Origin of the sequence: Mesorhizobium sp. Cs1321R2N1, from assembly GCF_037179725.1 — a bacterium.
Taxonomy (GTDB): Bacteria; Pseudomonadota; Alphaproteobacteria; order Rhizobiales; family Rhizobiaceae; genus Mesorhizobium; species Mesorhizobium salmacidum.
On the sequence record NZ_JAPYKP010000049.1, the window covers coordinates 1 to 24,596 of the forward strand.

20 protein-coding genes are annotated in these 24,596 nt (G+C 64.8%); 5 read left to right on the plus strand and 15 right to left on the minus strand.

The window, feature by feature from the left end; genetic code table 11:
- A partial coding sequence (locus tag O7A61_RS14885) for a LysR family transcriptional regulator (protein WP_337130438.1) occupies positions 1–729 on the minus strand: 729 nt, incomplete at its 3' end.
- Positions 730–751: 22 nt separating this feature from the next.
- On the minus strand, positions 752–1,657 hold the full coding sequence (locus tag O7A61_RS14890) for a S1C family serine protease (RefSeq protein WP_337130439.1): 906 nt from the start codon (positions 1,655–1,657) through the stop codon (positions 752–754).
- Positions 1,658–1,905: 248 nt separating this feature from the next.
- Here O7A61_RS14890 and yghU point away from each other — a divergent pair, with 248 nt between their 5' ends.
- Positions 1,906–2,772 carry a glutathione-dependent disulfide-bond oxidoreductase gene (gene yghU / locus O7A61_RS14895; RefSeq protein WP_337130440.1) on the plus strand — a complete coding sequence of 289 codons (867 nt, stop codon included), beginning with the start codon at positions 1,906–1,908 and terminating at the stop codon, positions 2,770–2,772.
- Between the two features lie 76 nt (positions 2,773–2,848).
- On the opposite strand, the gene O7A61_RS14900 is transcribed toward yghU, so the two are convergent.
- Together O7A61_RS14900 and O7A61_RS14905 are read right to left on the minus strand one after the other, a co-directional pair.
- Positions 2,849–3,148: a DUF1236 domain-containing protein gene (locus O7A61_RS14900; RefSeq protein WP_337130441.1), complete on the minus strand. Its 300-nt coding sequence runs from the start codon at positions 3,146–3,148 to the stop codon at positions 2,849–2,851.
- A 548-nt stretch (positions 3,149–3,696) separates the two neighbouring features.
- A complete protein-coding gene (locus tag O7A61_RS14905) occupies positions 3,697–3,942 on the minus strand; it encodes an exopolysaccharide production repressor protein (protein WP_027144230.1) in 246 nt (81 codons plus the stop codon).
- 213 nt (positions 3,943–4,155) lie between these two features.
- On the opposite strand from O7A61_RS14905, the gene O7A61_RS14910 reads away from it, so the two are divergent.
- A complete protein-coding gene (locus tag O7A61_RS14910) occupies positions 4,156–4,896 on the plus strand; it encodes a sulfotransferase family protein (RefSeq protein WP_140751496.1) in 741 nt (246 codons plus the stop codon).
- 745 nt (positions 4,897–5,641) lie between these two features.
- On the opposite strand, the gene xth is transcribed toward O7A61_RS14910, so the two are convergent.
- The 9 genes from xth to O7A61_RS14955 form a co-directional block, all read right to left on the minus strand.
- Positions 5,642–6,412 carry an exodeoxyribonuclease III gene (gene xth / locus O7A61_RS14915; protein WP_337130442.1) on the minus strand — a complete coding sequence of 257 codons (771 nt, stop codon included), beginning with the start codon at positions 6,410–6,412 and terminating at the stop codon, positions 5,642–5,644.
- 6 nt (positions 6,413–6,418) lie between these two features.
- On the minus strand, positions 6,419–7,063 hold the full coding sequence (locus tag O7A61_RS14920; RefSeq protein ID WP_337130443.1) for an alpha/beta hydrolase family protein: 645 nt from the start codon (positions 7,061–7,063) through the stop codon (positions 6,419–6,421).
- A gap of 191 nt (positions 7,064–7,254) precedes the next feature.
- The gene (locus tag O7A61_RS14925) at positions 7,255–8,388 is read right to left on the minus strand and encodes a tetratricopeptide repeat protein (protein WP_337130444.1); all 1,134 of its coding nucleotides are present in this window, start codon (positions 8,386–8,388) and stop codon (positions 7,255–7,257) included.
- Positions 8,385–9,290 (minus strand): non-homologous end joining protein Ku, encoded by a 906-nt coding sequence (ku, locus tag O7A61_RS14930; RefSeq protein WP_337130445.1) that lies wholly within the window; start codon positions 9,288–9,290, stop codon positions 8,385–8,387. The genes O7A61_RS14925 and ku overlap by 4 nt, the downstream gene beginning before the upstream one ends.
- Before the next feature lie 243 nt (positions 9,291–9,533).
- Positions 9,534–12,026 carry a DNA ligase D gene (gene ligD, locus O7A61_RS14935; RefSeq protein WP_337130446.1) on the minus strand — a complete coding sequence of 831 codons (2,493 nt, stop codon included), beginning with the start codon at positions 12,024–12,026 and terminating at the stop codon, positions 9,534–9,536.
- 250 nt (positions 12,027–12,276) lie between these two features.
- A complete protein-coding gene (locus tag O7A61_RS14940) occupies positions 12,277–12,501 on the minus strand; it encodes a hypothetical protein (RefSeq protein WP_027144223.1) in 225 nt (74 codons plus the stop codon).
- Between the two features lie 109 nt (positions 12,502–12,610).
- The gene (locus O7A61_RS14945; RefSeq protein ID WP_337130447.1) at positions 12,611–13,831 is read right to left on the minus strand and encodes a GNAT family N-acetyltransferase; all 1,221 of its coding nucleotides are present in this window, start codon (positions 13,829–13,831) and stop codon (positions 12,611–12,613) included.
- Between the two features lie 9 nt (positions 13,832–13,840).
- Entirely contained in the window at positions 13,841–15,142 is a 1,302-nt protein-coding gene (locus tag O7A61_RS14950; protein ID WP_337130448.1) for a hypothetical protein, read from the minus strand.
- Positions 15,139–16,308: a glycosyltransferase family 4 protein gene (locus O7A61_RS14955; RefSeq protein ID WP_337130449.1), complete on the minus strand. Its 1,170-nt coding sequence runs from the start codon at positions 16,306–16,308 to the stop codon at positions 15,139–15,141. The genes O7A61_RS14950 and O7A61_RS14955 overlap by 4 nt, the downstream gene beginning before the upstream one ends.
- Positions 16,309–16,748: 440 nt before the next feature.
- Between O7A61_RS14955 and O7A61_RS14960 the strand changes: the two genes are divergently transcribed.
- The gene (locus O7A61_RS14960; protein WP_337130450.1) at positions 16,749–17,918 is read left to right on the plus strand and encodes a glycosyltransferase; all 1,170 of its coding nucleotides are present in this window, start codon (positions 16,749–16,751) and stop codon (positions 17,916–17,918) included.
- On the plus strand, positions 17,915–19,183 hold the full coding sequence (locus O7A61_RS14965) for a glycoside hydrolase family 5 protein (RefSeq protein WP_337130451.1): 1,269 nt from the start codon (positions 17,915–17,917) through the stop codon (positions 19,181–19,183). The genes O7A61_RS14960 and O7A61_RS14965 overlap by 4 nt, the downstream gene beginning before the upstream one ends.
- An 8-nt stretch (positions 19,184–19,191) precedes the next feature.
- On the opposite strand, the gene O7A61_RS14970 is transcribed toward O7A61_RS14965, so the two are convergent.
- Together O7A61_RS14970 and O7A61_RS14975 are read right to left on the minus strand one after the other, a co-directional pair.
- Positions 19,192–20,538 carry a VpsF family polysaccharide biosynthesis protein gene (locus O7A61_RS14970; RefSeq protein WP_337130452.1) on the minus strand — a complete coding sequence of 449 codons (1,347 nt, stop codon included), beginning with the start codon at positions 20,536–20,538 and terminating at the stop codon, positions 19,192–19,194.
- A 1-nt stretch (position 20,539) separates the two neighbouring features.
- The gene (locus tag O7A61_RS14975) at positions 20,540–22,687 is read right to left on the minus strand and encodes a GumC family protein (protein WP_337130453.1); all 2,148 of its coding nucleotides are present in this window, start codon (positions 22,685–22,687) and stop codon (positions 20,540–20,542) included.
- A 284-nt stretch (positions 22,688–22,971) separates the two neighbouring features.
- Between O7A61_RS14975 and O7A61_RS14980 the strand changes: the two genes are divergently transcribed.
- Positions 22,972–24,495: a glucosamine inositolphosphorylceramide transferase family protein gene (locus tag O7A61_RS14980; protein ID WP_337130454.1), complete on the plus strand. Its 1,524-nt coding sequence runs from the start codon at positions 22,972–22,974 to the stop codon at positions 24,493–24,495.
- Positions 24,496–24,596: the final 101 nt, after the last annotated feature.

The window sequence follows — 24,596 nt, forward strand, 5'->3', positions numbered from 1 at the left end:
GAGGCCGAGCCCCGCGCCGGCCGCCACCAGCCGGGCAATGGCGCCGATGCTGCCGACTTCGGCGGCAAGTTCCGAGGCTCCGATGCCCGCCTCGGCGAAGGCGGTGTCGAACATGTGCCGGTAGATGCATCCAGGCTCCGTTGCCACGAAACGTTTTGCGGCAAGGGCGGCCAGATCGCACGGAGCCAGGTTCTGCCCCGGCGCGGCGATCAGCACCAACGGCTCGGCCGCTATCGTATGCCTGGCGAAGCGTTGATCGAGGCCGCCATTTGGAACATCGCGGCGATTGAAGCAGAAGGCGACATCGATGTCGCCGTCCTCCAGCTGGCGCAGCAGCGTGCCGCTGTCGGTCACCTTCATCCGGACGGCGATGTCGGGGTGACTGGCCTGGAACCCCGGCAGCCAGGGCGCCAGGCGGGCCGAGGCGATCGTCTCCAGCGCACCGATGGTCAGAACGCCGCTGGTCTGGCCAGACGCCGCCTGAACGGCGGCACGCGCCTCGCCGTCCAGCCGCAGCAGCTCTTCGGCGATCGGCCTCAGCGCCAGCCCCGCCGGCGTCAACTCCAGCCCTGATTTCGAGCGTGTGAACAAGGCAGCCCCCAACTCGGCCTCCAACGACTGGACCTGGTCGCTGACGCTCGACTGGGCGAGATGAACCATCTCGGCGGCACGCGTGATGTTGCGGCTGCGCGCCACTGCGAGGAAGGTCTTGAGCAGTCTTGGATGCATGGGCTGGCCGAAATCGCCGGGCCTACTGCAGCTGCGGCTTTTTCAGGAAACTGCCGCGGTCGGCGGACTTGACGCGCAGCCAGGTCTCGCGGCCGTCGCGCACCACCCGCATCGGGATCTCGGCACCGGCCGAGCCGCTTTCCCAAAGCTTGCGATAGAAATCGGCGAGCCCGTCGACCTCACCGTCGCGGACCTCGGAAATGACGTCGCCTTCGCGCAGGCCGGCCTTGGCCGCCGGGCCGCCCTCGGTCACGCTCATCACCACCACCTTGCCGTCGCTTTCGGCCGACAGCGCGCCGAGCCACGGGCGCGGCGGCTTGGCCACGTGGCCCCGCGTCAGCAAGTCGTCGAGGATCGGCGGCAACAGGTCGATCGGCACCACCATGTTGATATCGGCAACCTCGCCGGCGCGGCTCATCTGCAAGCGCAGCGAACCGATGCCGAGCAGCGCGCCCTCGGCGTTGAACAATGGCGCGCCGCCCCAGGACGGATGCGCCGGCGCGATGAAGATCGCTTCGTCGAGCAGATACTCCCAATAGCCGGCGAATTCCTGCTTGGTGACGATCTTGGCCTCGACCGCCCGGCCGATGCCGTCGGCAAGCACCACTGCGTCGCCGATCCTGGCCTTACCGGCATCACCCAGCGCCACGGCCGGCAGACCGGTCGGCGCCAGCGCCTGAACGAGGCCGAAGCCCGATTCCTGGTCGTAGGCGAGCGCGTGAGCGGGGATGACGCGGCCGTCATGCGAGGTCAGCCAGACCTCCTCCGCCTCTGTGATGAGATAGCCGATGGTCAGCACCAGCCCGTCATTGCGGATGACGACGCCGCTGCCTTCCCTGAGCGTGCCCAGTGCCCCGGCCGTGAAGGCATCCTCCGGAACGGTCGCCCGCACGGCAACGACGGAACGCGGATTGGGATTGATGATCATGATTTTGTCCTGCGATGCGAATGCCTGGCGGCTTCTTCTATAGGTATGCCACGGGGGAGATGCTGCAAGGGGGTGAGAAACGGTGGCCATAGGGCAGGAAAAGCCAACTGCTTGGCTTTTCGAATTTCGAACGCCCGGCAGGCGATGCGTCGCGCCCGCATTGACAATAGTTCAACACAAGTTGAACTTCCCTCTCCGCAGCCCTAGCTATGGGTGACCTGCCATCCTCCCACGATACGAGAGCCGACATGACCGAATATACCCCGCCGAAAGTATGGACCTGGAACAAGGGCAATGGTGGCGCCTTTGCCAGTATCAACCGGCCGATCGCCGGACCGACGCACGACAAGGAACTGCCGGTCGGCAAGCACCCGCTGCAGCTTTATTCGCTGGCGACGCCAAACGGCGTCAAGGTGACGGTGATGCTCGAAGAGCTCCTGGCGCTTGGCCACGAGGGCGCCGAATACGATGCATGGCTGATCCGCATCAACGATGGCGACCAGTTTGGCAGCGGCTTTGTCGAGGTCAATCCCAATTCCAAGATCCCGGCGCTGATGGACCATAGCGGCAAGTCCCCGGTGCGCGTCTTCGAATCCGGCTCGATCCTGGTCTATCTCGCCGAGAAATTCGGCGAATTCCTGCCGGCCGAGCAGCCGGCGCGGGCGGAAGTGCTATCCTGGCTGTTCTGGCAGATGGGCTCGGCCCCTTATCTCGGCGGCGGCTTTGGCCATTTCTACGCCTATGCACCGGAAAAGATCGAATATGCCATCGACCGCTTCTCGATGGAGGTGAAGCGCCAGATGGACGTTCTCGACCGCCGTCTGGCCGAAACGGAATATCTTGGCGGCAAGGATTACACCATCGCCGACATGGCGGTCTGGCCCTGGTATGGCGGGCTGGCGCTCGGCCGGCAGTATAATGATTCCGCCACTTTCCTGTCGGTGCACGAGTATAAAAACGTGCAGCGCTGGGCGAAGGCGATCGACGAACGACCTGCGGTAAAGCGTGGCCGCATGGTCAACCGCGCCTTCGGCGAACCGGCCATGCAGCTGCACGAACGCCATGACGCCAGCGATTTCGACACCAGGACGCAGGACAGGCTCGCCGCCGAGTAGATTCAGGAAAGCTCCGTCAAAAACCCATCACCGGCGTTAAACCGGTGATGGGCTTTTGCTTGATGCGTAAGACGGATCAGTGAAGAACTTCCACGATCTGACGGGTGTCGGGATCCACCAGCACGGTCTGATCATTGATCACCGCGACGCGATACCTGACGTTGGGTACTTCACGCAGTTCGACCTTGTCCGGTACCGAGGAGCCGAGCTTGAGTTCGACGCCCAGAAGGTTCACCGACGCCAGCGGCTCCCGCTTGATATATTCGCGAACGACCGTCTCCTGTTCCGGCTGGACCACGATGGTGTCCGCCAGAGCCGCGCCCATGCCGCCCAGCAGGACGATCGCAGCCGCAGCACTCGTAAGATAATGTTTCATAACAACCTCCATGATTGGCTATTCGCTCCGCCAGAAGGGAAACTCTCACGCAAGTCGGAGGTTCCATGTCTGCTTGTGAAATAAATGTGGCGCCTAACCAACAATAAGCCACATTTTCTTACAAATATAATTGAAGATATCAGCACTCGCATGCTTTGCATATCTGACAAAAATTCTTCTGTACGGGACAATCGAGGCATACCGCCCTGCAAAGGAAAGAAATGACGCCTGTTTTTCGGGCCATTCGCTCCGTACACCGCCTTGGCAACAACCAACGTATAGCGAGGGGTGTCGTTCCCATGCTTTACCTCGCCTCCAAAAAAGGCCCGCCCTGCCGGGAGCAGGAGCGGGCCTCCAACGGACCGGTGGAGGTGGCGCCTCACCGATCGAGGTAGGAAAACGCACGCACCGCGGCTTCGTTCCACCGTGGCCGCCGCGATTTACCGGAAGTGCGCCGCGGGCGAATTCTGCGCGATGCTGAATACGCTGGCCAGCAAGGCCCTGAGATTCTCCCGGGGCGGAGGGATAGCGAGCCGCGGGTGGCGCCGTTAATGCCGGACGCCGTCCCGGTGTAACGGCGGCACCGGGTTGACTGCATCCTGGCCCATCGCGGTGTCTTGTGCGCGCCTGTAGATTAGCCCCAGGACGAGCACGAAGTAGCCGACCTGCAGGACGACCAGGACCACCGCTGTCCAGGCAAGCGCCTCCCACAAGGAACCGGTAGCAATATAGGTCCAGACCGCGACAAGGATCGTGGTCGCCGACATTCCGACGAGAAATGGCCCAAAATACATCGACCTTCAAGATCGCCGAACCCGTCCCGGTCCGGGCGACTCCCTGCCCAAATCTCCATCCGCGCACAGGCTTTCATTATTTTAGCAACTATGCAAGTACGCGGCGTCCGGCTCGACATCCCCTGAGAAATTTGTTGCACGGTGGCGCTGGCAGGAGCAGTTTGATGCTCACGGACCGCGGTAATCGGGAAAAGAAGTCCGGGGGGATTGGGAATGACGCTCAAATTGATCGGGGCCGGTTTCGGCCGCACCGGCACATGGTCGACCTTTGCCGCGTTGAACAAGCTCGGCCTGCCCTGCTATCACATGCAGGAAGTGATCATGAACAAGGCCAACACAGGCCATCTCGATTTCTGGCGCAAGGTGGCCAACAGCCCGCCCGGTTCGCAGCAGGACTGGGGCAAGGTGTTCGCCAATTACACCGCCACGGTCGACAATCCAGGCTGCTGCGTGTGGCGCGAACTGATGGTGGCCTACCCCGATGCCAAGGTGCTGCTGACATTGCACCCACGCGGCGCCGAGGCGTGGTACGAAAGCACGATCGACACCATCTACTTCACCGAGAACCTGTGGCAGTTCAAGATCCTGGAATGGCTCACCCCATTCGGCCGGAAGTTCGGCGACATGTCGCGCAAGCTCATCTGGGGCCGCACATTGGCCGGTGTCATGGGCGACCGGGATAGGGCGGTTGCCCGCTACAATGCCTATGTCGACGAAGTGAAGGCAGCCGTGCCGCCGGAAAAGCTGCTGGTGTTCAAGGTCAGTGAGGGCTGGGCCCCGCTCTGCCATTTTCTCGACGTGGCGCAGCCGAACGAACCCTTCCCAAACCTGAACGACCGCGAAACGATCAAGAAGATCATCCGCGACATCATCACGGGCTCCTACATCATGCTGGGACTGACGGTGGCTGCCATCGCTGCGGTGATCGCGGCATTGTGGTGGTGGCTGGGCTGACGGCAAGCCCAAGCGCGCCTGCCTGTGTGGAGCGGGCCGAGTTTTTCGCTCCCGAAACAAACGACCTCACCGACTGCCAGCTTTCGGTCGGGCGGCTGACTAGAAACTGCTCTCGCTGGAATTTTGCGCTTGCCTTCCCTGCCGGACGGGTCACCGTTCATGGCCGTTCGACCAGGCTTTTGCCCCTTCTCAACCCCGCTGTAAGGCCGCATGATTATATCTCGATTGGATGAAATAGCGGAACATCCAATGGACATTGCCGGAACCGAACAGGGCCCCTCGGACTTTTGCGCGCACCACCCAAGACCTTGGTCCTACAAGGGAAACCGGATGGTTCGATCCGCGACGCGCAGGCAACGCGCGCCGGTCGGTCCAGAGGCGCCGGCCCTTTGCCATCGCGCGTCATCGCCATGCTCGCAATGCCGCCTGATGATTGGCCGATTGTGCCCGGCTAGAATGCAGGGCCTTGCAGCCCCTGCCTATTCCGCTTTCGCGGAAGTTTCGGACGTCTAGGGGATGTGCGATAAAGTTGTTGCGGCGGTACGAGCCGCCCTGGTTGGCGCGGGCGCCGAGCACACCCCAACAATGCGCCCCCGTCCGCGCCGACCATGGCAAGCGCCTGGGTGTCACGGCTTTGCTGCCAGCCCGCTGGACCGCCAGCTTAGCGCGAGAGATGATTTGCGGAAAAGGGTCGCTTGCGGCCGTCAGGAGTAACGAAAAGGATGATCAGCGGCCGGAAAGCCCCTCACCCCAGTTCCACCCAGACCGGCGCATGGTCGCTGGCGCCGTCCTGACCGCGCACGTCGCGGTCTATGCCCGCTCCCTTCAGCCGGCGCACGAGCGTCTTCGACAGCAGGATATGATCGAGCCGCAGGCCGGCGTCGCGCTGCCAGCGGTTCCGGCGGTAATCCCAGAAGGTGTAGAGCGTCTCCTTCGGATATTTCTTCCGTAACGCATCGGTCCAGCCTTGTTCCAGCAGCGCGGCGAAGGCAGCGCGACTTTGCGGCTGCACCAGCGCGTTGTCGTCATAGGAGCGGGTGGCGTAGATGTCGCGCGGCTCGGGCACGATGTTGTAGTCGCCGGCCAGCACCACAGGCAGACCGGTTTCGAGAAGCTGTTCGGCATGCGTCTCCAGCCGCGCGTGCCAGCCGAGCTTGTAGGTGAATTTCGGCCCCGGCTGCGGATTGCCGTTCGGCGCATAGAGACAGGCGATGACGATGCCGTTCACCGCCGCCTCGATATAGCGGCTCTGCCGGTCGGCATCGTCGCCGGGCAAGGCATCGCGGGTCAGCACCGGCTCGGCACCGCGCGCGAGTATGGCGACGCCGTTCCAGGTCGGCTCGCCCTTCCACACCGCGCCATAGCCGGCATCGGCAAGCGCGGTACGCGGAAACTGCGTGTCGCGCGCCTTCAATTCCTGCAGGCAGACGACATCGGGTTTTGCGGTGGCGAGCCACGCCAGCAGCTTGTCCAGCCGGCTGTTGATGTTGTTGATGTTGAAGCTGGCGATCTTCATCGGGAATCAGGGGGCGATCCTGCCCACCCACGCCTTCACCGTCTGCGCCAGCGTCGTCAGATGATCCGCCGTGGAGAAGCCCGAAATGCTCTTGCGCGGCTTGAGATCATGGTCGCCGTCCTCCAGCCAGATCACTTCGATCGCATCGGAAAGGCCGTAGGTCGCGACCTCGTCCTTCGTGCCGAACTCGTCGCGCGTCCCTTGAAAAATCAGCGTCGGCGTCTTCAGCCCGGCGAGATGTTTTGTCCGCAGTTGCTCGGGCTTGCCAGGCGGATGGAAGGGATAGCCCAGGCAGACCTGCCCCGATATCTCGCCCTTGGAAAACATCTCGTCGGCGACCATGGAGGCGACGCGCCCGCCCATCGACTTGCCGCCGATGATGAGCTTGCCCGACGCGCCCTTGCTCCTGAGGTCGGCGATCGCCTTGATGTATTCCGGGTTCACCGTCTCGGCGCGCGGCGGCGGCTTGCGCTGGCCATAACGGCGCGCCGCCATGTAGTGGAATTCAAAGCGCGCGACCTGGAAACCCACGGCGGCGAATGCCTTGGCGGTGGCGGTCATCGAGGGCGAATCCATGGAGGCGCCCGCACCATGCGCAAGCAGGATGGTGACGGGAGCGGTGTCGTCGCCATCGAAGAGGAAGGTGGTCATGGATATAGAACTCCCGTGGCTCGGCCTTGGTGACTCCTTCTCCCCTTGTGGGAGAAGGTGGATCGGCGCGTGGCGCCGAGACGGTTGAGGGGTGTTCCAGCGGAGTGAGGCGTTGGTATTCCCTGGAACACCCCTCATCCGACCTCGCTTCGCGAGGCCACCTTCTCCCACAAGGGGAGAAGGAAAGACCCTCACCCCGCCGATTTCGCCAGCTGCATATCCACGAACTGCACGCCCCTGGCCGCCACTCCAGCCCATTCCGATGCCGCGTCGAGCTCCAGATACCGCACCCACAGCCGCCGCGCCTCAAGCAGATTGCCCGCGTCAAACTCCAGCCGCGCCAGGTTGAAGACAGGATCGGCATAATTCCTGTCGAGCCCGATCGCCTTCTGCAAGTGCCTTCGCGCCGAGGCGTCGCGGCCTTGCTCGCTCATCAGGCCGGCGAGGTTGAACCAGGCCTCCACGAAGGCCGGGTCGAGTTTGATCGCCCTGGCATAATCGTGCGCGGCTTCCGCCACGCGCCCGGCCCCGCGCAAACAGTTGGCGTGGTTGAAGGCGGCGATGGCGTCGGTAGGATCGATGGCGAGGCAGCGCTGGTAGAGTGCGGCGGCACCGTCATGGTCGCCGCCCTCCTCCGCGACTTCCGCCTCGGCGAACAGATCTTCCAGCGTGTCGTCGCCTTGTGCCGCAGCTCCCAGATCGAACAGCAATTGTCCGTCGAGTTCGCTCTGGCCGCCTTCGAGATAGATGGCGTCGGGACGGCCATGCTGCGAGCCGACATTGAGCGACTTGGCGGTGAGCGAAGCGACGGGGCCGGAGCGGTGGACTGAGCGCGCGATCGCGCCCCATGTGGCGCCGCCGGCGATCAGCCCGGCATATTTGCGTGCCAGGATCAGGTCGCGGAAGGAATAGGGCTCGCCATCATGCTCGAAGGCATCGAACAGGCTGAGCCGGTCGAGATCGGCGCCGGACAGCCTGGACTGGTCGATCAGCGATTGGCGCGACAGTGAGGGCGCCTCGGGCGCCTTCATCAGCCCGAGCAGCCGCAGGAAACCGTTCTCGCTCAAGAGAATGCGCCCGGCCGCGCGCTCGGCGCCGAGGCGGCGTTCGATCTCGCCGTCGCTATTTTTGGTCAGTCCGGCCTTGGTCAGCCCGGTCTTGGCCAGCAAAGTCCGTCCAAACACGACATGGGTGGTACGCCTGGTGACGCCGCGCCTGAGCTGGCCGTGCTGGCGCTCCACCTCGCGCGCGGCGAGCCTGAGCGGAAACGCCGCCAGCGCTCCGATCGCACCAAAGACCGCACCCGGAACGGCCGGTGCCGTCATTTCTTGCTCTTGCCGACCGCCTTGAGCAGGTTGGCCTTGAGCGGATTTTCAGGCGCACCACCCGCTGCCGCCTTCTTGGCGGCGGGCTTGGCGGCCTCGTCGGCCTTGCTCTTCGACTTGGCCGGCGGCTTCGACTGCGACAGGCTGGCCTTCAGCGCATCCATCAGGTTGATGACATTGCCGCGTTCCGGCGCCGCCGCGATGATCGGCTTGTGGCCCTTCAGCTTCTCGCGGATCATCGACATCAGCGCGACTTCGTAGCGGTCCTCGTAATTCTTCGGATCGAAGGTGGTTTCCTTCTGCTTGATCAGCGCTTCGGCAAGCTGCAGCATTTCAGGGTCAGGCTTGCCGGCCGGAATGTTGCCGAAATATTCAGCCGTGCCACGCACTTCGTTCGGATTCCTCAACGTACACACGAACATGCCGTTCTCGCGCGCGCCGATTGTCACCACGCGCTCGCGGCTGGACAGCACCAGCCGGGCGATGGCGAGCTTGCCGGATTTGCGCATCGCCTCGCGCAGCACCGCGAAGGTCTCTTCCGCCATCGCCCCGTCCGGCGCCATGTAATAGGGCGCGTCCTGGTAGATGACGTCGACCTCGTCCTCGTCGACGAAGGCCTCGATGTTCATCGTGTGATTGGATTCGATGCGCACCGCGTCAAGGTCGGCATCGTCGATGATGATGTACTGCTTGTCCTCGTACTCATAGCCCTTGACCAGATCCGCGCGTTCGACGAGCCCCAGTTCAGGGTCGACCGGCTTCATGTTGATGCGGTTATGGGTCTTCTTGTGCAGCTGGTTGAACGAGATGCGTTCGCTGGCGCTGGTGGCGGGGTATAGCCGCACCGGACAGCTGACCAGACTGAGTTTGAGGTAACCTTTCCAACTTGCCCTGGGCGCCATGATGAACTCCTACGCGGCCACGCGCTGACAGTTACTTCGCAGCGCTTCGTCCGAAGGACGAACAAGGCTGCGCAAATCCTACACCGACCCGGCACAATAGCGGCAAATCCCTGACGAAATCTTCCCGCCGGTTTTCGGGGTTACTGGCGGAGAATAATTCAAATTGTCGGAAGCGTCGATGGAGTTGGTGTGGCGCTGGCCATTAGCCTGGGCGGGCATGCCTTCGTTCCTACGGCGAAGACCCTAGGAAAGGGAGGCGGGCAAATCCCGCGCGAACTCGTCAATCTCTGCCCACGGATCGCCCGATGTTTCCAGCAACCCCGGCAGCGACGCATAATTCAAATCCTGCGGCGCATCGATCGCCTCCAGATCGCTCCAGCTCACCGGTGTCGAGGCCGGCAGGTTGGTGCGGGCGCGCAGCGAATAAGGGGCGGCGGAGGTGTGGCCGCGCGCGTTGCGGTGATAGTCGATGAAGATGCGCCGCTTGCGGTTTTCCTTGCCCATGGTGGTGGTGAAGGTGTCTGGCGCGGTGGCCGTAAGATGCGTCGATATCGCGCTGGTCGCCTGGTGCAGCTTCTTCCAGTTCTGCTTGCCGGTCACCGGAACCGTGATGTGGATGCCGCTGCCGCCCGAAGTCTTTGCGAATGGCACCAGCCCCAGCCCCTCCAGCTCGCCCTTGATGTGGACGGCGGCCTCGACCACCTCGCGCCAGGAAATCCCCTCGCCCGGGTCGAGGTCGAAGACGATCTGGTCGGGCTTGTCGAGGCTGGTGCGATGGGTGCCCCAGGTGTGGAACTCGACGACGCCGAACTGCGCCAGCGCCAGATAGCCATTGGCGCCCTCGACGGAGAGATAGGACTTGGTCTCGCCCTCGGAATTGGTCGCCTGGAACGTCACCACCGAAGGCGGCATGCCGGTGAAGGCGTGGCGCTGGAAGAAGCAATCCTTGGGCAGGCCGGTCGGGCAGCGCACCAGCGACACCGGGCGGCCAAGGATGTGCGGCAGCATGAAGTCGCCGACCAGCGCGTAATAGACGGCGATGTCGAGCTTGGTCGGGCCGTTCCTGCCGAACAGCCGCCGCGTCGGGTTTGTCACCCAGATCGTGGCAAGGTCGGCTTCGGCGATCAGCCGCTTGCGTTTTGCCGACACCGGCGTCGACAGGCCGACGTCACGCAGACCGCGAAACACACCATGGCGCAGCGCATTGTCCGCTGTTCGGTTGGCAAAATGGATGCGCGCCGAAAACAGCGGCTTGACCCAGTGCATCTCGCGCATGATTTCGCGCGGCACGCCTTCCGGCGGCGTTGCGCCTGACGTGAGCGGCTCCAGCCGGGCCAGCAGGTCGGCCGCGGTCCCGGCATCGAAGCCGGTGCCAACCTTGCCGCGATAGTGCAGTTCGCCGTCCACCCACTCGGCCATGCCGAGCGCGGCCAGCCCCTCGGCCGCGTCCGAAGTGGTGTAGCCGGCGATGACGAAATCGTCCTTTTCGAGCGCCTTGGTCTTGGTCCAGCTCTTGGTGCGGCCGCTCTGATAGATCGCGATGGCGCGCTTGGAGACCACGCCCTCCAGGCCGAGTTCCGTTACCTGGTCGTAGAGCCCCTGCCCCGAACCTTCGACATGGTCGGAGAACTGGATGGCGGAGTTGGCGCCAAGCCCGCCAAGCAGTTCGGCCAGCAGCGCTTTGCGCCGGATGAGCGGCACTTTCATCAGGTCCCAGCCGTCGAGTTGAAGGAGATCGAAGGCGTAGAAGTGCAGCTTGCTGCCGGCGCCCTCCGCCAGCGCGTCCTGCAGCAGCGCAAAGCGGGAAATGCCCTTGGCGTCGAGCACGACGATCTCGCCGTCGATGATCGCCTCGCGGCACGGCAGCTTGGCGAACGCGTGAGGAAGGTCGCCATAGCGCTTCGTCCAGTCGATCCCGCCACGGGTGATCAGCCGCACTTCCCCATCGGAGACATGCGCCATGGTGCGGTAGCCGTCGAATTTGATCTCGTGCAGCCAGAGCTCGTTGGTATTCTCGGCAAGGCTATCGCCACCCGGCGGCTTCGGCACCTGCGTGGCCAGTTGCGGCTCGATACGGCTCAGTGCCGGCGCCTTGGCCGCGCCGGGCAGGTCGCCCGGCCTCAACGACCCAGGCTTTGGCGCGGACTTCGCGGCCGGCTTCGGCGGGGCCACCAGCTCCTCGATGCGCAGGCCGGATTTCACGCTTTCCGGCCGCGCTTCGAGGATGTTCAGCGCCGTGTCGGCGGCGAGGTCGCGCTCCTTGAACAGCAGCCAGTTCTTCTTGTTCTCGTCCTCGCCGGGCTTGGGCTTCAGGCGCGTCAGCATCCAGCCGCCATTGAGCTTTTCGCCGGCCAGCCGGAACTTGAAGGCGCCGGTCCTGAGGCTCTTCTCGACATCCCCCATCGGCGCCCAGGTGCCGGTGTCCCAGACGATCATCGGCCCGCCGCCATATTCGCCCTCGGGGATGACGCCCTCGAAATCGATATATTCGAGCGGATGATCCTCGGTCTCCACGGCCAGCCTTTTGTCGGCAGGGTTGAGCGAGGGCCCGCGCGGCACCGCCCAGCTTTTCAAGACATCGCCGACCTGCAGGCGCAGATCGTAATGGTCCGCCGTCGCATGGTGCTTATGGATGACGAAGCGGTTGCCGTCTCCGGCCATCGACCCGCCCGCCGGCTCCGGCGTCTTCGAGAATTCGCGCTTGGCGCGATAGGTCTGGAGCTTGGCGGGCGGCATGTCAAAAGCCGAGCCTGGCGGAAATCAACAACCGCCTCGTTCCTTCGCGCCCCCCTCTGCCCTGCCGGGCATCTCCCCCTCTAGGGGGGAGATCGAACTTCACGGCGACCTTCGCGAATATCGGACGTTGAAAGAATAGCGCGGCAGGCGAAATTGCCGATCTCCCCACTAGAGGGGGAGATGTCCGGCAGGACAGAGGGGGGCGCCGTAGGGCGCTACGTTTGCACCATTCGCGATTTTTCACTTGGTCTCAATCGTCAATCGCCGGCGTCAGTTCCAGCTCGGCAGGCGACAGCCCCTGCTGCAACTGGCTCAAGCGGAATTCGTCGACCCAGTAGGCCTCGCCGTCGACCAGCACGCGCGCACTGTAGGTGCCATCGGAGAAACGCTGCGCGGTAATGTAGACCTTGTGGCGGTCGAGCGCCTTGCGCACCGCGGCGCGCTTGGAGTTCTGGCTGTTCACGGCAGTGGACATGCGCTTCGCCCTCGGTCGCCTGACACGGAACTCGGCCGCTCCTGGCGGCCCGGCGACTGCCCCTAAGGATGGCGGAGACGCGCGGCCCTGTCAATTTCGCGGGCGTCCTTCAGGTCTTCAGCCGCCGCAAACGGCGCATCACGCCCTGTACGGCCTTGTAAAGCCCCGGCTTGGTGCGCACGAAAGCCTCGGCCCGCCTGCGGAACTCGATGACGGCACTGGCCACACTGCCCCGCATCGTGAACCCATGGCAAAGTTCGACCAATACCGAACCCTTTGCGCCCATATGTTCCTTGTAGCCCTGGTTGCCGACGGACAGGTCGAAATACCCAAAGCCCTGTTCGCGCCCCCAACCGATCAACCTGCCCATGATGGCAAGCCCTGGTGAGACATTGGGCGCGACGCTCTGGTCCATCGCTATCAGGAGAGCATGAACGGTCCCTTGATGAACCAGCAGATATTGAACCGCGATCAGGGCCTCGCCGACGCGCAGCCCGAAAAGCCGCACCGAGCCATCCGACAGGCCCTGAATGGCCGCGCTCCGGTAGAAATCGACGATCTTCTCCTGCGTCAGCAAGTCGAAGCGACCAAGCTCGCGAAAGCGATCGAGCCGCATCCGCACCAGTTCACCGAAGATGCGCGCAACCTCGGCCGGCGTGTCGGCCTCGACCAGTTCCACGCTGCCAAGCCGTTCGAGGCGACGCCAGTCCTTGCCGAATTCCTTGACGAAGGATGGCCTGCAAAGACGCTTGAGGACTGTTTCCGGGTCGCCGTCGATGTCGAGGCCGAAGGCGGTCTGGATGGAATCGCGCGTGTCCGGGAGCAAGGCCAGCGGATTGGCGACGCCGTGGATCTGTCGCGGAATTCCCACGATGTGGACGCGGTCCGACGGCGGCAGCGCCGAGCGGACCGCCGCCCACGCAGCCTGCGCGGATTGCCTGGTCCACGGGGTGGCATCGGCCAGCAGCGGCGCCGCGTAGTCGCAGACGCCACCGCTCAACCATTCGACCACCCAATGGTGGAACGCCCTACGTCGCATCAGCGGCACCAGCATTCTGGTTTCGCCGGTCGCGGCGTCGCCCACCTCGACGATGAGGAGTTCCGCGCTTTCCGGCAGCAGTCGCGCGACGATCCCTTCCGCCCAGGCGAAAATCTGGTGGCCGGTGCACACGCCATCCGCCTGGAGGCGCAGCCAGAGCGGCCTGACTGCCTCCAGGCTGGTGTGCAGTTTCGCCGTATAGGTGCCGTTCGCCGCGATCGCGGCAGGATGGCGAACCTGCCCGCCGGGCAAGTCGGTCACCGCGGCAATTTGCACTGCCTGGCCTGACACATCTCTCTCCTATCGTCTTGCCGCGGCGAACGAAACCGCCCGCCGCCACGAGCCCAGCCGGCTGTCGTGCTGCTGGTCCGGGTGTTCGATGTTCCACATGCGGTGATGCACGAAGTACCATGATGCCACGAGCACGAAGATCTCGGAGACCGCGGAACCCGCCAGCGACCACGGCGGAGACGCGACCACCAGCAGGATCGCGATCAACGCCAGTCCGACGATGGCGCCGCCCATTGTGATGAACGCGACGATGCGGAAGTCACCCATTATCTCGAGTACGACGCGGGGCATGATGTAGAGCATGATCGGGACGAAATTCGCGATCACGAAAAGCCCGATGAACCCGACCGAGGCATCCTGGAGAGCCTGGGACTTTATCATCGGCAGGACGAACATGATGGCGCATCCATAGGCTACCGCGCCGAACCCCATGACGACAGCCCACAGCTTTGCCTGCGCCCAGACACGGCGCGTTTCGTTGCTGCGCATCAGCTTGGCCAGTTCCGGCTGCGTCATGTTCACGAAGGCGAGGCTGATGATGCGCAGCGGCGCGAACAGCACGAGCACCGCCGCCAGCGGCGCATAGGCGGCCGGCCCGGCAATGCCCGCGACCAGCAGCGCCAGGCATTGGCCCTGGATGTTGGTGGTGGTGGCGCTGAAAGCCGACCAGCAGAGCTGCGACCAGAGCTTTGCATAGCGCCGCCGCGTCGGCATGCGGAAGCTGATGCGCATCGTGCGGCGCGCCAGCCGGACCAGGACGAAGATGCCAAACAGGTTGGCCGCCGCAAGTGCATAGAACACACTCTGCAGCGCATCCCTGGCCAGCCAGATCGCCAGGCCGGCCATGATGGTGCCGGCGATCGTGAAAGCGGCATCGCTGATGGAGACGATCACCTGCTGGCGGCGCGCGAAGAAGGCCGTGCGCATGTGGCTGCGCAGCGACCATGCGCCGACGAAACAGCCGGCGGCAATTCCGCTGGGATCGCCCAAAAGACGCATCACGATCGCCGTGCAGATGGCCATCAGCAACGCAACGACCAGCGCCGCCGTCCCGAAGGCCACGTCATAGGCATTGACGCCGGCGCTGTTGGTGCTCTTGCTCATCCATATCGAGGCGGGAACGGCGGTGAGCGACCTGATGTAGGACAGGCCGACGCCGCCCATCACCATACCGACGGCGAAGAGGCCGTAGCCTTGCGCCGACAGCATATGCAGCAGCGCGATGTTGAGGGCAAAGTGGAAGCCGCTCTGCATCGCCTCGCCGCCGATCATCAGCACGAGGCGCCGCACCAGATGGCCAGGCAGTTTCACGGCCGTGTCTCCGCCTGGCGGGCGGTTGCCGTCCGGCCCGGCTTGGCGATGGCCGCCTTCAGCTTGTCCGCGGCTATTGCCGCGATCGCCGCCGCCGCGACCGGCTCGCTGAAAACCGCCTCGTAGCGCGCCCGCCCGGCGGCGACAAAGGAGCGCCATGCCTCGGGCCGCAGGATGATTTCCTCGAGTTTGCCGGCAAGGGCGGCGGCATCGCCGGGCGGAACATGCCAGCCGGTTTCGCCGTCGGCGACCACCTCGACCAGCCCGCCGATCGCCGACACCAGCGGCGGCCGGCCATAGGCCATCGCCTCGATGGCGACACGGCCGAGCGATTCAGGACGCCGCGACGGCACGGTGACGATATCGGCCCAGTGATAGTGCTCGGACGGGTCGGAAATGAACGGCAGCACGCTGACGCGTCCGGTGAGCCCCATGCTCCCGACCAGTTCGGCGAGCGCGCGTTCGCGTTCGACGCTTTCGAAGGCCCCGCCGACCAGCCGCACCTCGATCCTCGACTTGAGTTCCGCCGGCAGCGAGGCGATCGCCTCCAAAAGCACTTCCTGGCCCTTGATCCTGTTGATGCGGCCAAGCAGCAGCACCTTGAGCGGGCGCTTGCCGTCATAGGTCGTCGCCTCGGCCGCGGCCGGGCCGGCGACGCCGTTATAGACCACATGGGAGCGCGCGGATCTGGGCTCGCCGAACGCGGCGCGGGTGGCGCGCGAGTTGAAGATGAGATCGGCATGGCTCCAGTGCATCAGGCCGACAAGGATCCTGCGCATGGCGCCTTCGGGAATTTCGTGGATGTGCAGCACGGCCTTGTGCGGCAGAAGGCGCGCTGCCAGCGCGTAGTCGGCCACGATCGAGGTGTTGACATAGGTGAGATCGCAATCCCTGAGCCGCCGCCAGGCCCTCAGCACCGCGACCGGCAGCCGCGCCATCTCGATCGTGGCAAGGCGCGCAATGGCCTGGCGCCTCAACACCCAGAGCGGCTCGAAGACGATCCGGGTCGCATGCGGTTCGAGAATCCGTACGATCGGTCCGCCGCGCGGCAGCACCACTTCGATGTCGGCTGACGGAAACGCGGCGCGCAGCGCGGCCACGCTCTCCGCGAAGCTGCGGTCGGAACCATAGAGTTCATAGCCCTGATGGACGCATGCAATCCGCATATTCCCATGCATCTTTCTGCCAGGGGTAGTTTGATGATCCCGCCACCTGACGGATCAGGCGACTGGAAATTTCAAGCCCAACACCCCTTTGGACTTCACTTATAGCCGGCATGGTGACGAGCGGATGTGGAACCCGGATCACCATGCCAATGCTGCACGTCCTCCGCCGATGTGGCGCACAGAAATCCATGAGCAAGGATCATGCCGGCCCTGACTTGACCGTCTGCTGGTCGCCAGGTCGCGGCATTGCCTTGTTTCGATACACATACGCCGGGATAGTTGACCGATAGTGAAACAACTCCGGCCGCCGGAAGAAATATTTTACACCCCGGTGCCATAATGGGCGGAACTGAGTCTGGCATGGATATCGCTGGACTGTGGTTTCCAGACGAGACGGCCCGCGCATTGCGGAGCGAGCGGATTTGAAAGCGCCACCAGCCATGAAACCGGAAACGCCCACCATCCTGATCCTCGGGACGCGCGGCATTCCCGCTGCCCATGGCGGCTTTGAAACCTTCGCCGAGAAGGTGGCGCTGTTTCTTGCCGGGCGCGGCTGGAAGGTCAGCGTCTATTGCCAGGATGAAGTCGAGCGGGTCGACCAGAGGGTGCGCGTCGACACCTGGAAAGGCATCGAGCTCATCCATGTCCAGGTCGCCTCGAAGGGCCCGCGCGCGACGCTGGAATTCGACTGGCAATGCGTGCTCGACGCTGCCCGTCGGCCCGGTGTCTGCCTGGTACTCGGCTATAATGGCGCGGTCTTCCTGACCTGGCTGAGGCTGATGCGGCGCAAGATCATCACCAACATGGACGGCATCGAGTGGCGCCGGCCCAAATGGGGTGTGGCGGCGCGCACATGGTTCTGGCTCAACGAGTGGATCGGCGCCTGGGCCTCGCACCGTCTGGTCGCCGACCACCCCGTGATCGCGGAACACCTTGCGACGCGCCGGCCGCGCAGCGCCATAGCCACCATCACCTATGGCGCCGACCCCGTGACATCGGCACCGGAGGCGCCGGTGCGCGCGCTCGGCCTCGAGCCCGGCAAATATCTGATCTCGATCGCGCGCATCGAGCCCGACAACAACATCCTGCCCATCGTCGAGGCCTTCTGCAGCCAGAAGCGCGACATGAAGCTGGTGGTTCTGGGCACGCTTTCGGACCAGATCCCTTATCATGTCGCCGTTCGCAAGGCGGCGAACGCCTCGGTGGTGCTGCCCGGCGCCATTTACGATCAGGCGGCGGTGAAGGCGCTGCGTTTTCACGCGCGCGCCCATCTGCATGGCCACACGGTCGGCGGCACCAACCCGTCGCTGGTCGAGGCGCTGGCCGCCGGCAACATGGTGATCGCCCACGACAACCCCTACAACCGATGGACCGCGGGTGCGGCCGCCATCTATTTCACCGATGCGCGGAGCTGCGCTGAGCGGATGCGGCAGGCGATGGAGGATGACGCCCTGGTCAGGACCTGTGGCGAGGCCGCGAGGGCCCGCGCCAATGAAGCCTTTCGCTGGGACGACATCCTGCTTGCCTATGAAAGCGAAGCCTATCGGCTTCTGGGTGTGCCCGCCGCTGCTGCCGTGCCGGTCGATCGCCCCTCGCCCGGCGCCGTATGACAGGTTGGTCGCGACGGCGGCTGCTGAGGACCGCGCTGTCGACGGCGCTGGTGCCCGCCACGGCGGCGCTTTCGACCGTATCGCCCGCGCTCGCCGCCACTGGCGAATGGCGCTTTCGCCGCGGCGTCAATGCCTGGCCCTGGTTCGCGCTGACACGCGAATTTCCGGCGCCGCGCACCGATTATGACTGGCCGCCCTTCCAGTCGCAGCGGCCGGTGCCGACACCGGACGACCTTCGCCGGCTGCGCCAGACCGGGCTCGATTTCATCCGCCTGCCCGTCGATCCCGGCCCGTTCCTGGCCGCCGACGCCGCCACGCGCGCAAAATTGCTGACGATGCTGGACGTTGCCGTGGCGGTCGTCATCGATGCCGGTCTGGGCATCATCGTCAACGTGCAGGCCAACGGCGCCACCCATTACTGGACTCCCGACCGCATGGTCTCCAGCACCGCCGCGCCGGAATTCGAAGCCTATCGCGCGCTGGTCGGCACGCTTGCCGGCAGGCTGCAGCGGTTCGCACAGGGCATGGTGGCGCTGGAACCCGTCAACGAACCGCCGCAATCCTGCTCCTCCAATGTCTGGTCGAATGTCCAGGCCGCCCTTTTGACGGCCGCCAGGGCGTCATCCCCGATCTTGCCGCTTGTCGTCACCGGCGGCTGCGGCTCGATGGTGAGCGGGCTCGCCGCGCTCGATCCCGAACCGCTGGGGGCCTTCGAGCCGATCCTCTTCACCTTCCATTTCTACGAACCCTATCTGTTCAGCCATCAGGGCGCGCCCTGGATGCGCGAGCCCGTCTACCGCGCGCTCAACAACGTGCCATGGCCGGCCTCCGCCGGTTCGCTCGAACGGACGCTGGCTTCGGTCAGGGCCCGCATGGCTCAGGACACCAAGACCTCCGAAGCGGACAAGCAGGCCGCCTATGCCGAGACCGAACGCGTGCTGAAGGTCTATTTCGACGCCAGGCCCGGCCGCTGGTTCATCGACAAATATCTGAGCCAGGCGCGCGATTGGGCCGACAGCCACGGCATCGCGCCGCAGCGCGTCATCATGGGCGAATTCGGCGCGCTGCGCACCGACGCCCGCTACGTCGCCGCCCCCAACCCCGACCGCGCCCGCTACATATCAGATGTCAGGCAGAGCGCCGAGGCATCAGGCTTTCCCTGGGCCTTCTGGGACCTCTTCGACGGCATGGGCATGATGGACGACACGACGCGGGCGCTCGACCCTGCGATGGTGGATGCGCTGGGGCTGAGAATGCCGGAGTAGAGAGAGCGCTACGCTCGCGGCACTTGCGCCGGGCGTCGTACCCCCACCCTCACCGGCCGGTACAGCGCCAGCGCGATCACCACGAACTTGGTCATCAGCGTCGTCTTGGACGCCAGGCTTTCGGAGGTGTTGAGCAGGATCAGCCAGCCCAGCATCGTCAACCAGATGCCGGGATGGCAGCGGCGCGCCACTTCGTGCATGAACAGTGCGAAGCCCAGAAACAACAGCAGGGTGAAGAAGGCGCCCTGATAGAGGAGCAGGCGGATGATCGGGTTCTCGATGCCCTGTTCGAGGCCGTTGATGCGGCGCAGGCTTTCGATGAGATCGATATCGGGCCCAACGATCAGGTCGCGCAGTTCGAAATGCTTGAAGAGCTCGAACATTTCGACACGGGCATTGGCGCTGCCGCTGTCCGACACGAAGCGTTCCAGCAGCGCGTCGAAGAAGCCGTAGGAGAACAGCATGGCGAGCACGACTGGCAGCAGCGAGGCGAGCATGACCGCAAGGGCGGCACCCGGCAGGCTGATGCGTCCTCGCCGCAGATAAGCGACGCCGCTGAAAAGCAGATAGATGCCGCCGAGCGCGATCGTCGTCACCATCGCCGAGCGCCCGCCGAACACGACCAGCGCCGCGCATTGCAGGCCGATCAGCCCGAGCCGCAGCGGCATGGACAGCAATCGCGAACCCGAAAGCAGCGCCAGCACGTATATCGAGGTGATCGTGGCGTTGGACAGCGGATGCCCCTGAAGCGCCGTCGAGCGCAGGTCGTTCATGAACACGACGCCGTCGAGCCGGTAGGGAAAGACCAGCGTCTTGGTGGCGAACTCGAACAGCGCCAGCAGCGCGTTCACCGTCATCACCGCGTGCACCACCGTTTGCATGCGGGCGAATATCTTTTCATCGGCCTCGGCCAGCATCATCACCAGCAGCGCCGGCGCCACGAACGTGTCGATCATGCCGGCCATGCCGGGGCGCTGCCTGATGATGACGATGGCCAGCAGCATGATCGACATGACGGCCAGCAGCGCGCTCGCCGGCCGCCTGTCGGCGATGGCCAGCGTGTAGCCGACCGGGTTGCCGAACGTGCAGGCGCGCCAGGCAAACATCAGCACGAGCAGATAGGTGGAGGGATGGATCTTGGTCGCCGGATTGCCGGTCAGCCCGTCGTAATTGTAGCCCACCAGCCACAGCATGCCGCCCGAGATGCTGAACAGCAACGCCACCACCGCAACCAGGCCATAGCCGGTCACCCAGTCGAGTGAATTGCCGGTGCGGCGTGCGGTCGCTGCATGACCCTGGCTGGCCCAGCCGGCTGCCGGGGTGGCGGACCGGGCGGCACCCCGCATGGCAGACATGTCAGGCCGCCTCGTCGACCAGCAAGGCGCCGGTCGGCAACCGCCCCATGACGGAAATGGCTTGCGAGGCCGCCGTGACATCGCGCATCGGCGTCGCGTTCAGCGTGGCGACAAGCACGATCTCGTCGACCATGGCGACCAGCGGCGAGGCGTTGAGATTGTCGGCCAGCGCGCCGCCGTCGACGATGACGAGTTCGAAATTGCGGCTCGCCTGGGCCAGCATGTGCTGCGTGTAATAGACGCCCTGCGCCTCGGAGAAGGCAGCCTTTGGCCGCCCCTTGCCGAGAACCGCGACGTTGCTGCCGGGCACGTAGTGGCTCAGCGCCTCGAAGGCATATTCGCCGCGCAGCACGTCGAGCAGGCCGGGCTGCGGTTCCTTGTGGCCCTTGCCGGCATTGGTGTCGATGAACAGGACACGGCTGCCCCTGGCAGCCGCGGCGTTGGCCAGCAGGCGCGCCACCCGGCCCCGTTGCGCTGCGTCGTCCGGTGCCGACGTCAGCAGGATGGACGGCACCAGCGGCCAGTCCGGCGGACGCCGGCTGGAGGAGAACAGGCGCCTCAACGCCAGGCCGGCGACGGCGTCCATCTTCTGTCCGGCCTGCGCGGCGCCGCCGCCGAAAGGCCACCAGCGGCGGCGCGCTGATTTTGCCGGCAGCACGCCCACCACGGGCGCGTCGATCGCCGATTGCATCTGCGCGCTGGAAAGCACCGTCGGCGATGAATATTCCGCGATCAGCGCCATGCCGGTGCCGAGCCCCAGCCCGCCGAAGAACGCGCCGAATACCAGCAGCAACAGCGGCGGCCAGCTCTTCTTCAGGGCCGGCATGGCGTCGGAGATGATGCGCGCATTGGTGCTGTCGACATTGACCTGCTCGCGCGTTTCCTGCGCCCGCTGCAGGTAGGTGGCGTAGACCGAGCGCACCGCCTCGAGATCGCGCTGCAGTTCGCGCAGCTTGACCGAGGCCTGGTCGGTGTCGAGCGACTTGCTCTTCATGCCCGCGACCTTGGCCTCCAGCGCCTGCTGGTTGGCCAGTGCCCGCTCATAGTCGGTTTCGGCGGCGACGCCGATGCGGCCGAGTTCGCGCGCGATGAGCGCGCGCGTGTCGCGCAATTGCTGCTGGGCCGCCATCATCGAGGGATGGCGCGGCCCGAGTTCCGTGCCGAGCTGCGAGACCTGGTCGACAAGCGTCGCCTCCTGTGCCCGCAAGCTCGAAATCACCGCCGATCGCATCGCTTCCGAGGTCGCGTCCGGTGCGCCGCCGGACCGGCGCAACTGGTCGACCTGCGCCTTCAGCGTCGCGGTGCGGCTTTGCGCGGCCGCTAGCTGCGTGTTGATCTCGGTCAGTTCCTGGTCGCTGACCAGATTGCCCGCGGCCATCACCATGTTGTTGGCGGACTTGTAGGCCTCGACCGCATTCTCGGCCCGCTGGACGCGCTTGCGCTGCTCTTCCAGCCGCGCGGTGATCGAGTCCGAAGCGTCCGTGGCCATCTTCGCGCGCGCCGCGGCCTGGTCGGCCAGGTAAGCCTGCGCGATGGCATTGGCGAGCTTCGCCGCCTTGTCGGCGCTCTTGGCGGTGACGATCACGTCGAGGACCAGCACCTTGTCGGCCCGCTTGACCGCCAGCCGCCGGCGCAGTGCATCGAGCGTCGTCCCCGTCTTGTCGGTTTCGCCCGTCTTATCCGTCTCGGTCGACTCCGAGCCTAGCACGCCGCCGAGCAAACGGCTCAACAACCCACCTTGCCCGTTGAATTCCGGATCCTCGGTCAGGTTGGTCGCCGCGATAGCCCTGAGCAGCACGCCGCTCGACTGGACGACGGCAACCTGGCTTTCCACCATGGTGATGCCGCCATCGGGCGGAACCCGGCTCGGATTGACGTCGTTGGTGACCACCTGCAGGTCTTGCGGATCGACGATGATCTCCGCCACCGAGCTGTAGAGCGCCGGCGTGAACAGTCCATAGAGCAGCGCTGCAAGGGTCAGCAGTGCGGCTGTGGCGAGGATCAGGAAACGGCGGCGCACCAATATGCGCTTCAGGTCACCCAGCTCGACGGACGAGGACGGATACGACGCGGCCGGAGGTGGCTCCGGCGCATATTGCATCGCCTGCGGAGCTTGTTGTTGCGGCAACGAGAGCAGGGATGATTGCAAAGGTCGCTCCGACAACACTCCATATGCCTCAAAAGACTAACTTGCGGCTTCAGCCTAGCTATTACTCCAACTGTTAAAACACTATTAATTATGTTGGGAGCTCTTCTGATTTTTGGCACGGAGTTTGCGTAGCAAAGGCACGGGCCGTGTTGACAGGGCGCAAGCGAGCGGGAAACGAATGGAAATGGAGCAACATCTCCCTCCAGTCCGACCGTCGCCCACCCCATCGTGCCCAAAAATCGAACACCGGCCGTTACCGAACATCAGAATTCTAGGGGTGCGACATGCAGGTCAGCCTGCGCCTGGACAGCGACTGCCTCCGTGCTTTTCACCTGCTGCTGCTGCAGCGCCTGGCCGCGCTCGCCGATGTCGAGGTCAGCGTCGACGCACGCCCGGCCGGGAGCGGCATTCCAGGCAGCATAGCCGCGCTGTTCCAGCTTGAAACGGTCATCCACGGCTTGCCCGCGGATGGGTTGGCCAAGCGCCTGCCGCTGTCGGCGCTCGCACCCTTCCAAACGCGGACGCCCGTCTCGCCGGACCTCGTGCTCGACCTCTGCGGCGACGTGCAAGTGGAGGGAACACGCGTCTGGCGTGTGACCTATGACGGCGCCGGCGGCGAAGCCGCCCTGCTGGCGTCGATACTCGATGGCCGGACCCCGCTGGCCCGCGTCGAGGAGAATGGTGCCGTCGTCGCCGAAGGACGGCTGGGCACCGAATATGGCGGCATCGCGCTTGCCGCCTTCCAGGACATGCTGGCGCGCACGGCAAGCCTGATCCTGGCGGCGGTGACGGGTGCCGCACGCGGCGCCCTGCCCGTCCTGCCCGAGCCGATGGACGGTAGGGGTGCGCCGTCGCTGCCCTCGGCCGGCAAGCTCGGCGTCAGGGCGGGCAAGGCGCTGGCGCGGCGCGTCGTCCAGAAGATCTACCATCTCTGCTACAATGCTCCGCACTGGAAGGTCGGCTGGCGCGAGACCGGAGGGCGGGATCTGTTCGACCTGCGCGCGCATCCGGCATCGGGTTGGCAAGAGCTGCCCGACGACGGCAGCCGCTTCTACGCCGATCCGTTCCCGATCCTTTACCAGGGACAGGTAACCCTGTTCGTCGAGGACTATATCCACCGTCTGGGCCGAGCCATCATCTCCGCCGTGCCGTTCGGCCCGTCGGGGCCGATCGGCCGTCCGGAGCCGGTGCTCGATCTGTCCTACCATCTGTCCTACCCCTTCGTCTTCGAGCGCGACGGCGAGGTCTGGATGGTGCCGGAAAGCTGCGCCAACCGCACGGTGGATCTCTACCGCGCCACCGCCTTCCCCGGCGGATGGGTCAAGGAAGCGACGCTGCTGTCCGATATCGTCGCCAGCGACGCCACCTTGGTCGAGCATGGTGGCTCGTGGTGGATGTTTGCCACCGTCCGGGACGGTGAAGGCACCGCCCGGGACGGAGGCGGCGCTTTCTCCGACGCGCTGCATCTGTGGTCGGCGCCGGACTTTCGCGGCCCCTGGACGCCGCATCCCAAGAATCCGGTGCTGATCGATATCGCCTCGGCGCGGCCGGCCGGACGCATGGTGGAGCGCGGCGGCCAGTTGCTGCGCCCGGTGCAGGACTGCCGCAGGAGCTACGGCGGCGCCCTTGGCATCGCACGCGTCACTCACCTTGATTTGAACGGCATGGACCAGCGTGTCGAGACGATCTTAACCCCTGGCGCGCTATGGAGCGGGCGCAAGCTGCACACGCTCAACGAGGCGGGCGGCCTGGAGTTCATCGACGGCTCGGCGATCGCGCCGCGCTGGAAACAGAAGAGGCGACCGTAGTTAACCTAAACATTTGTTACTACCAGCCACCCGCGCTGGTTGCTTGAGGTTGATACGACCCGGAAGATATTTTCCACCACACTTTGTGGAGACAAAAGGTG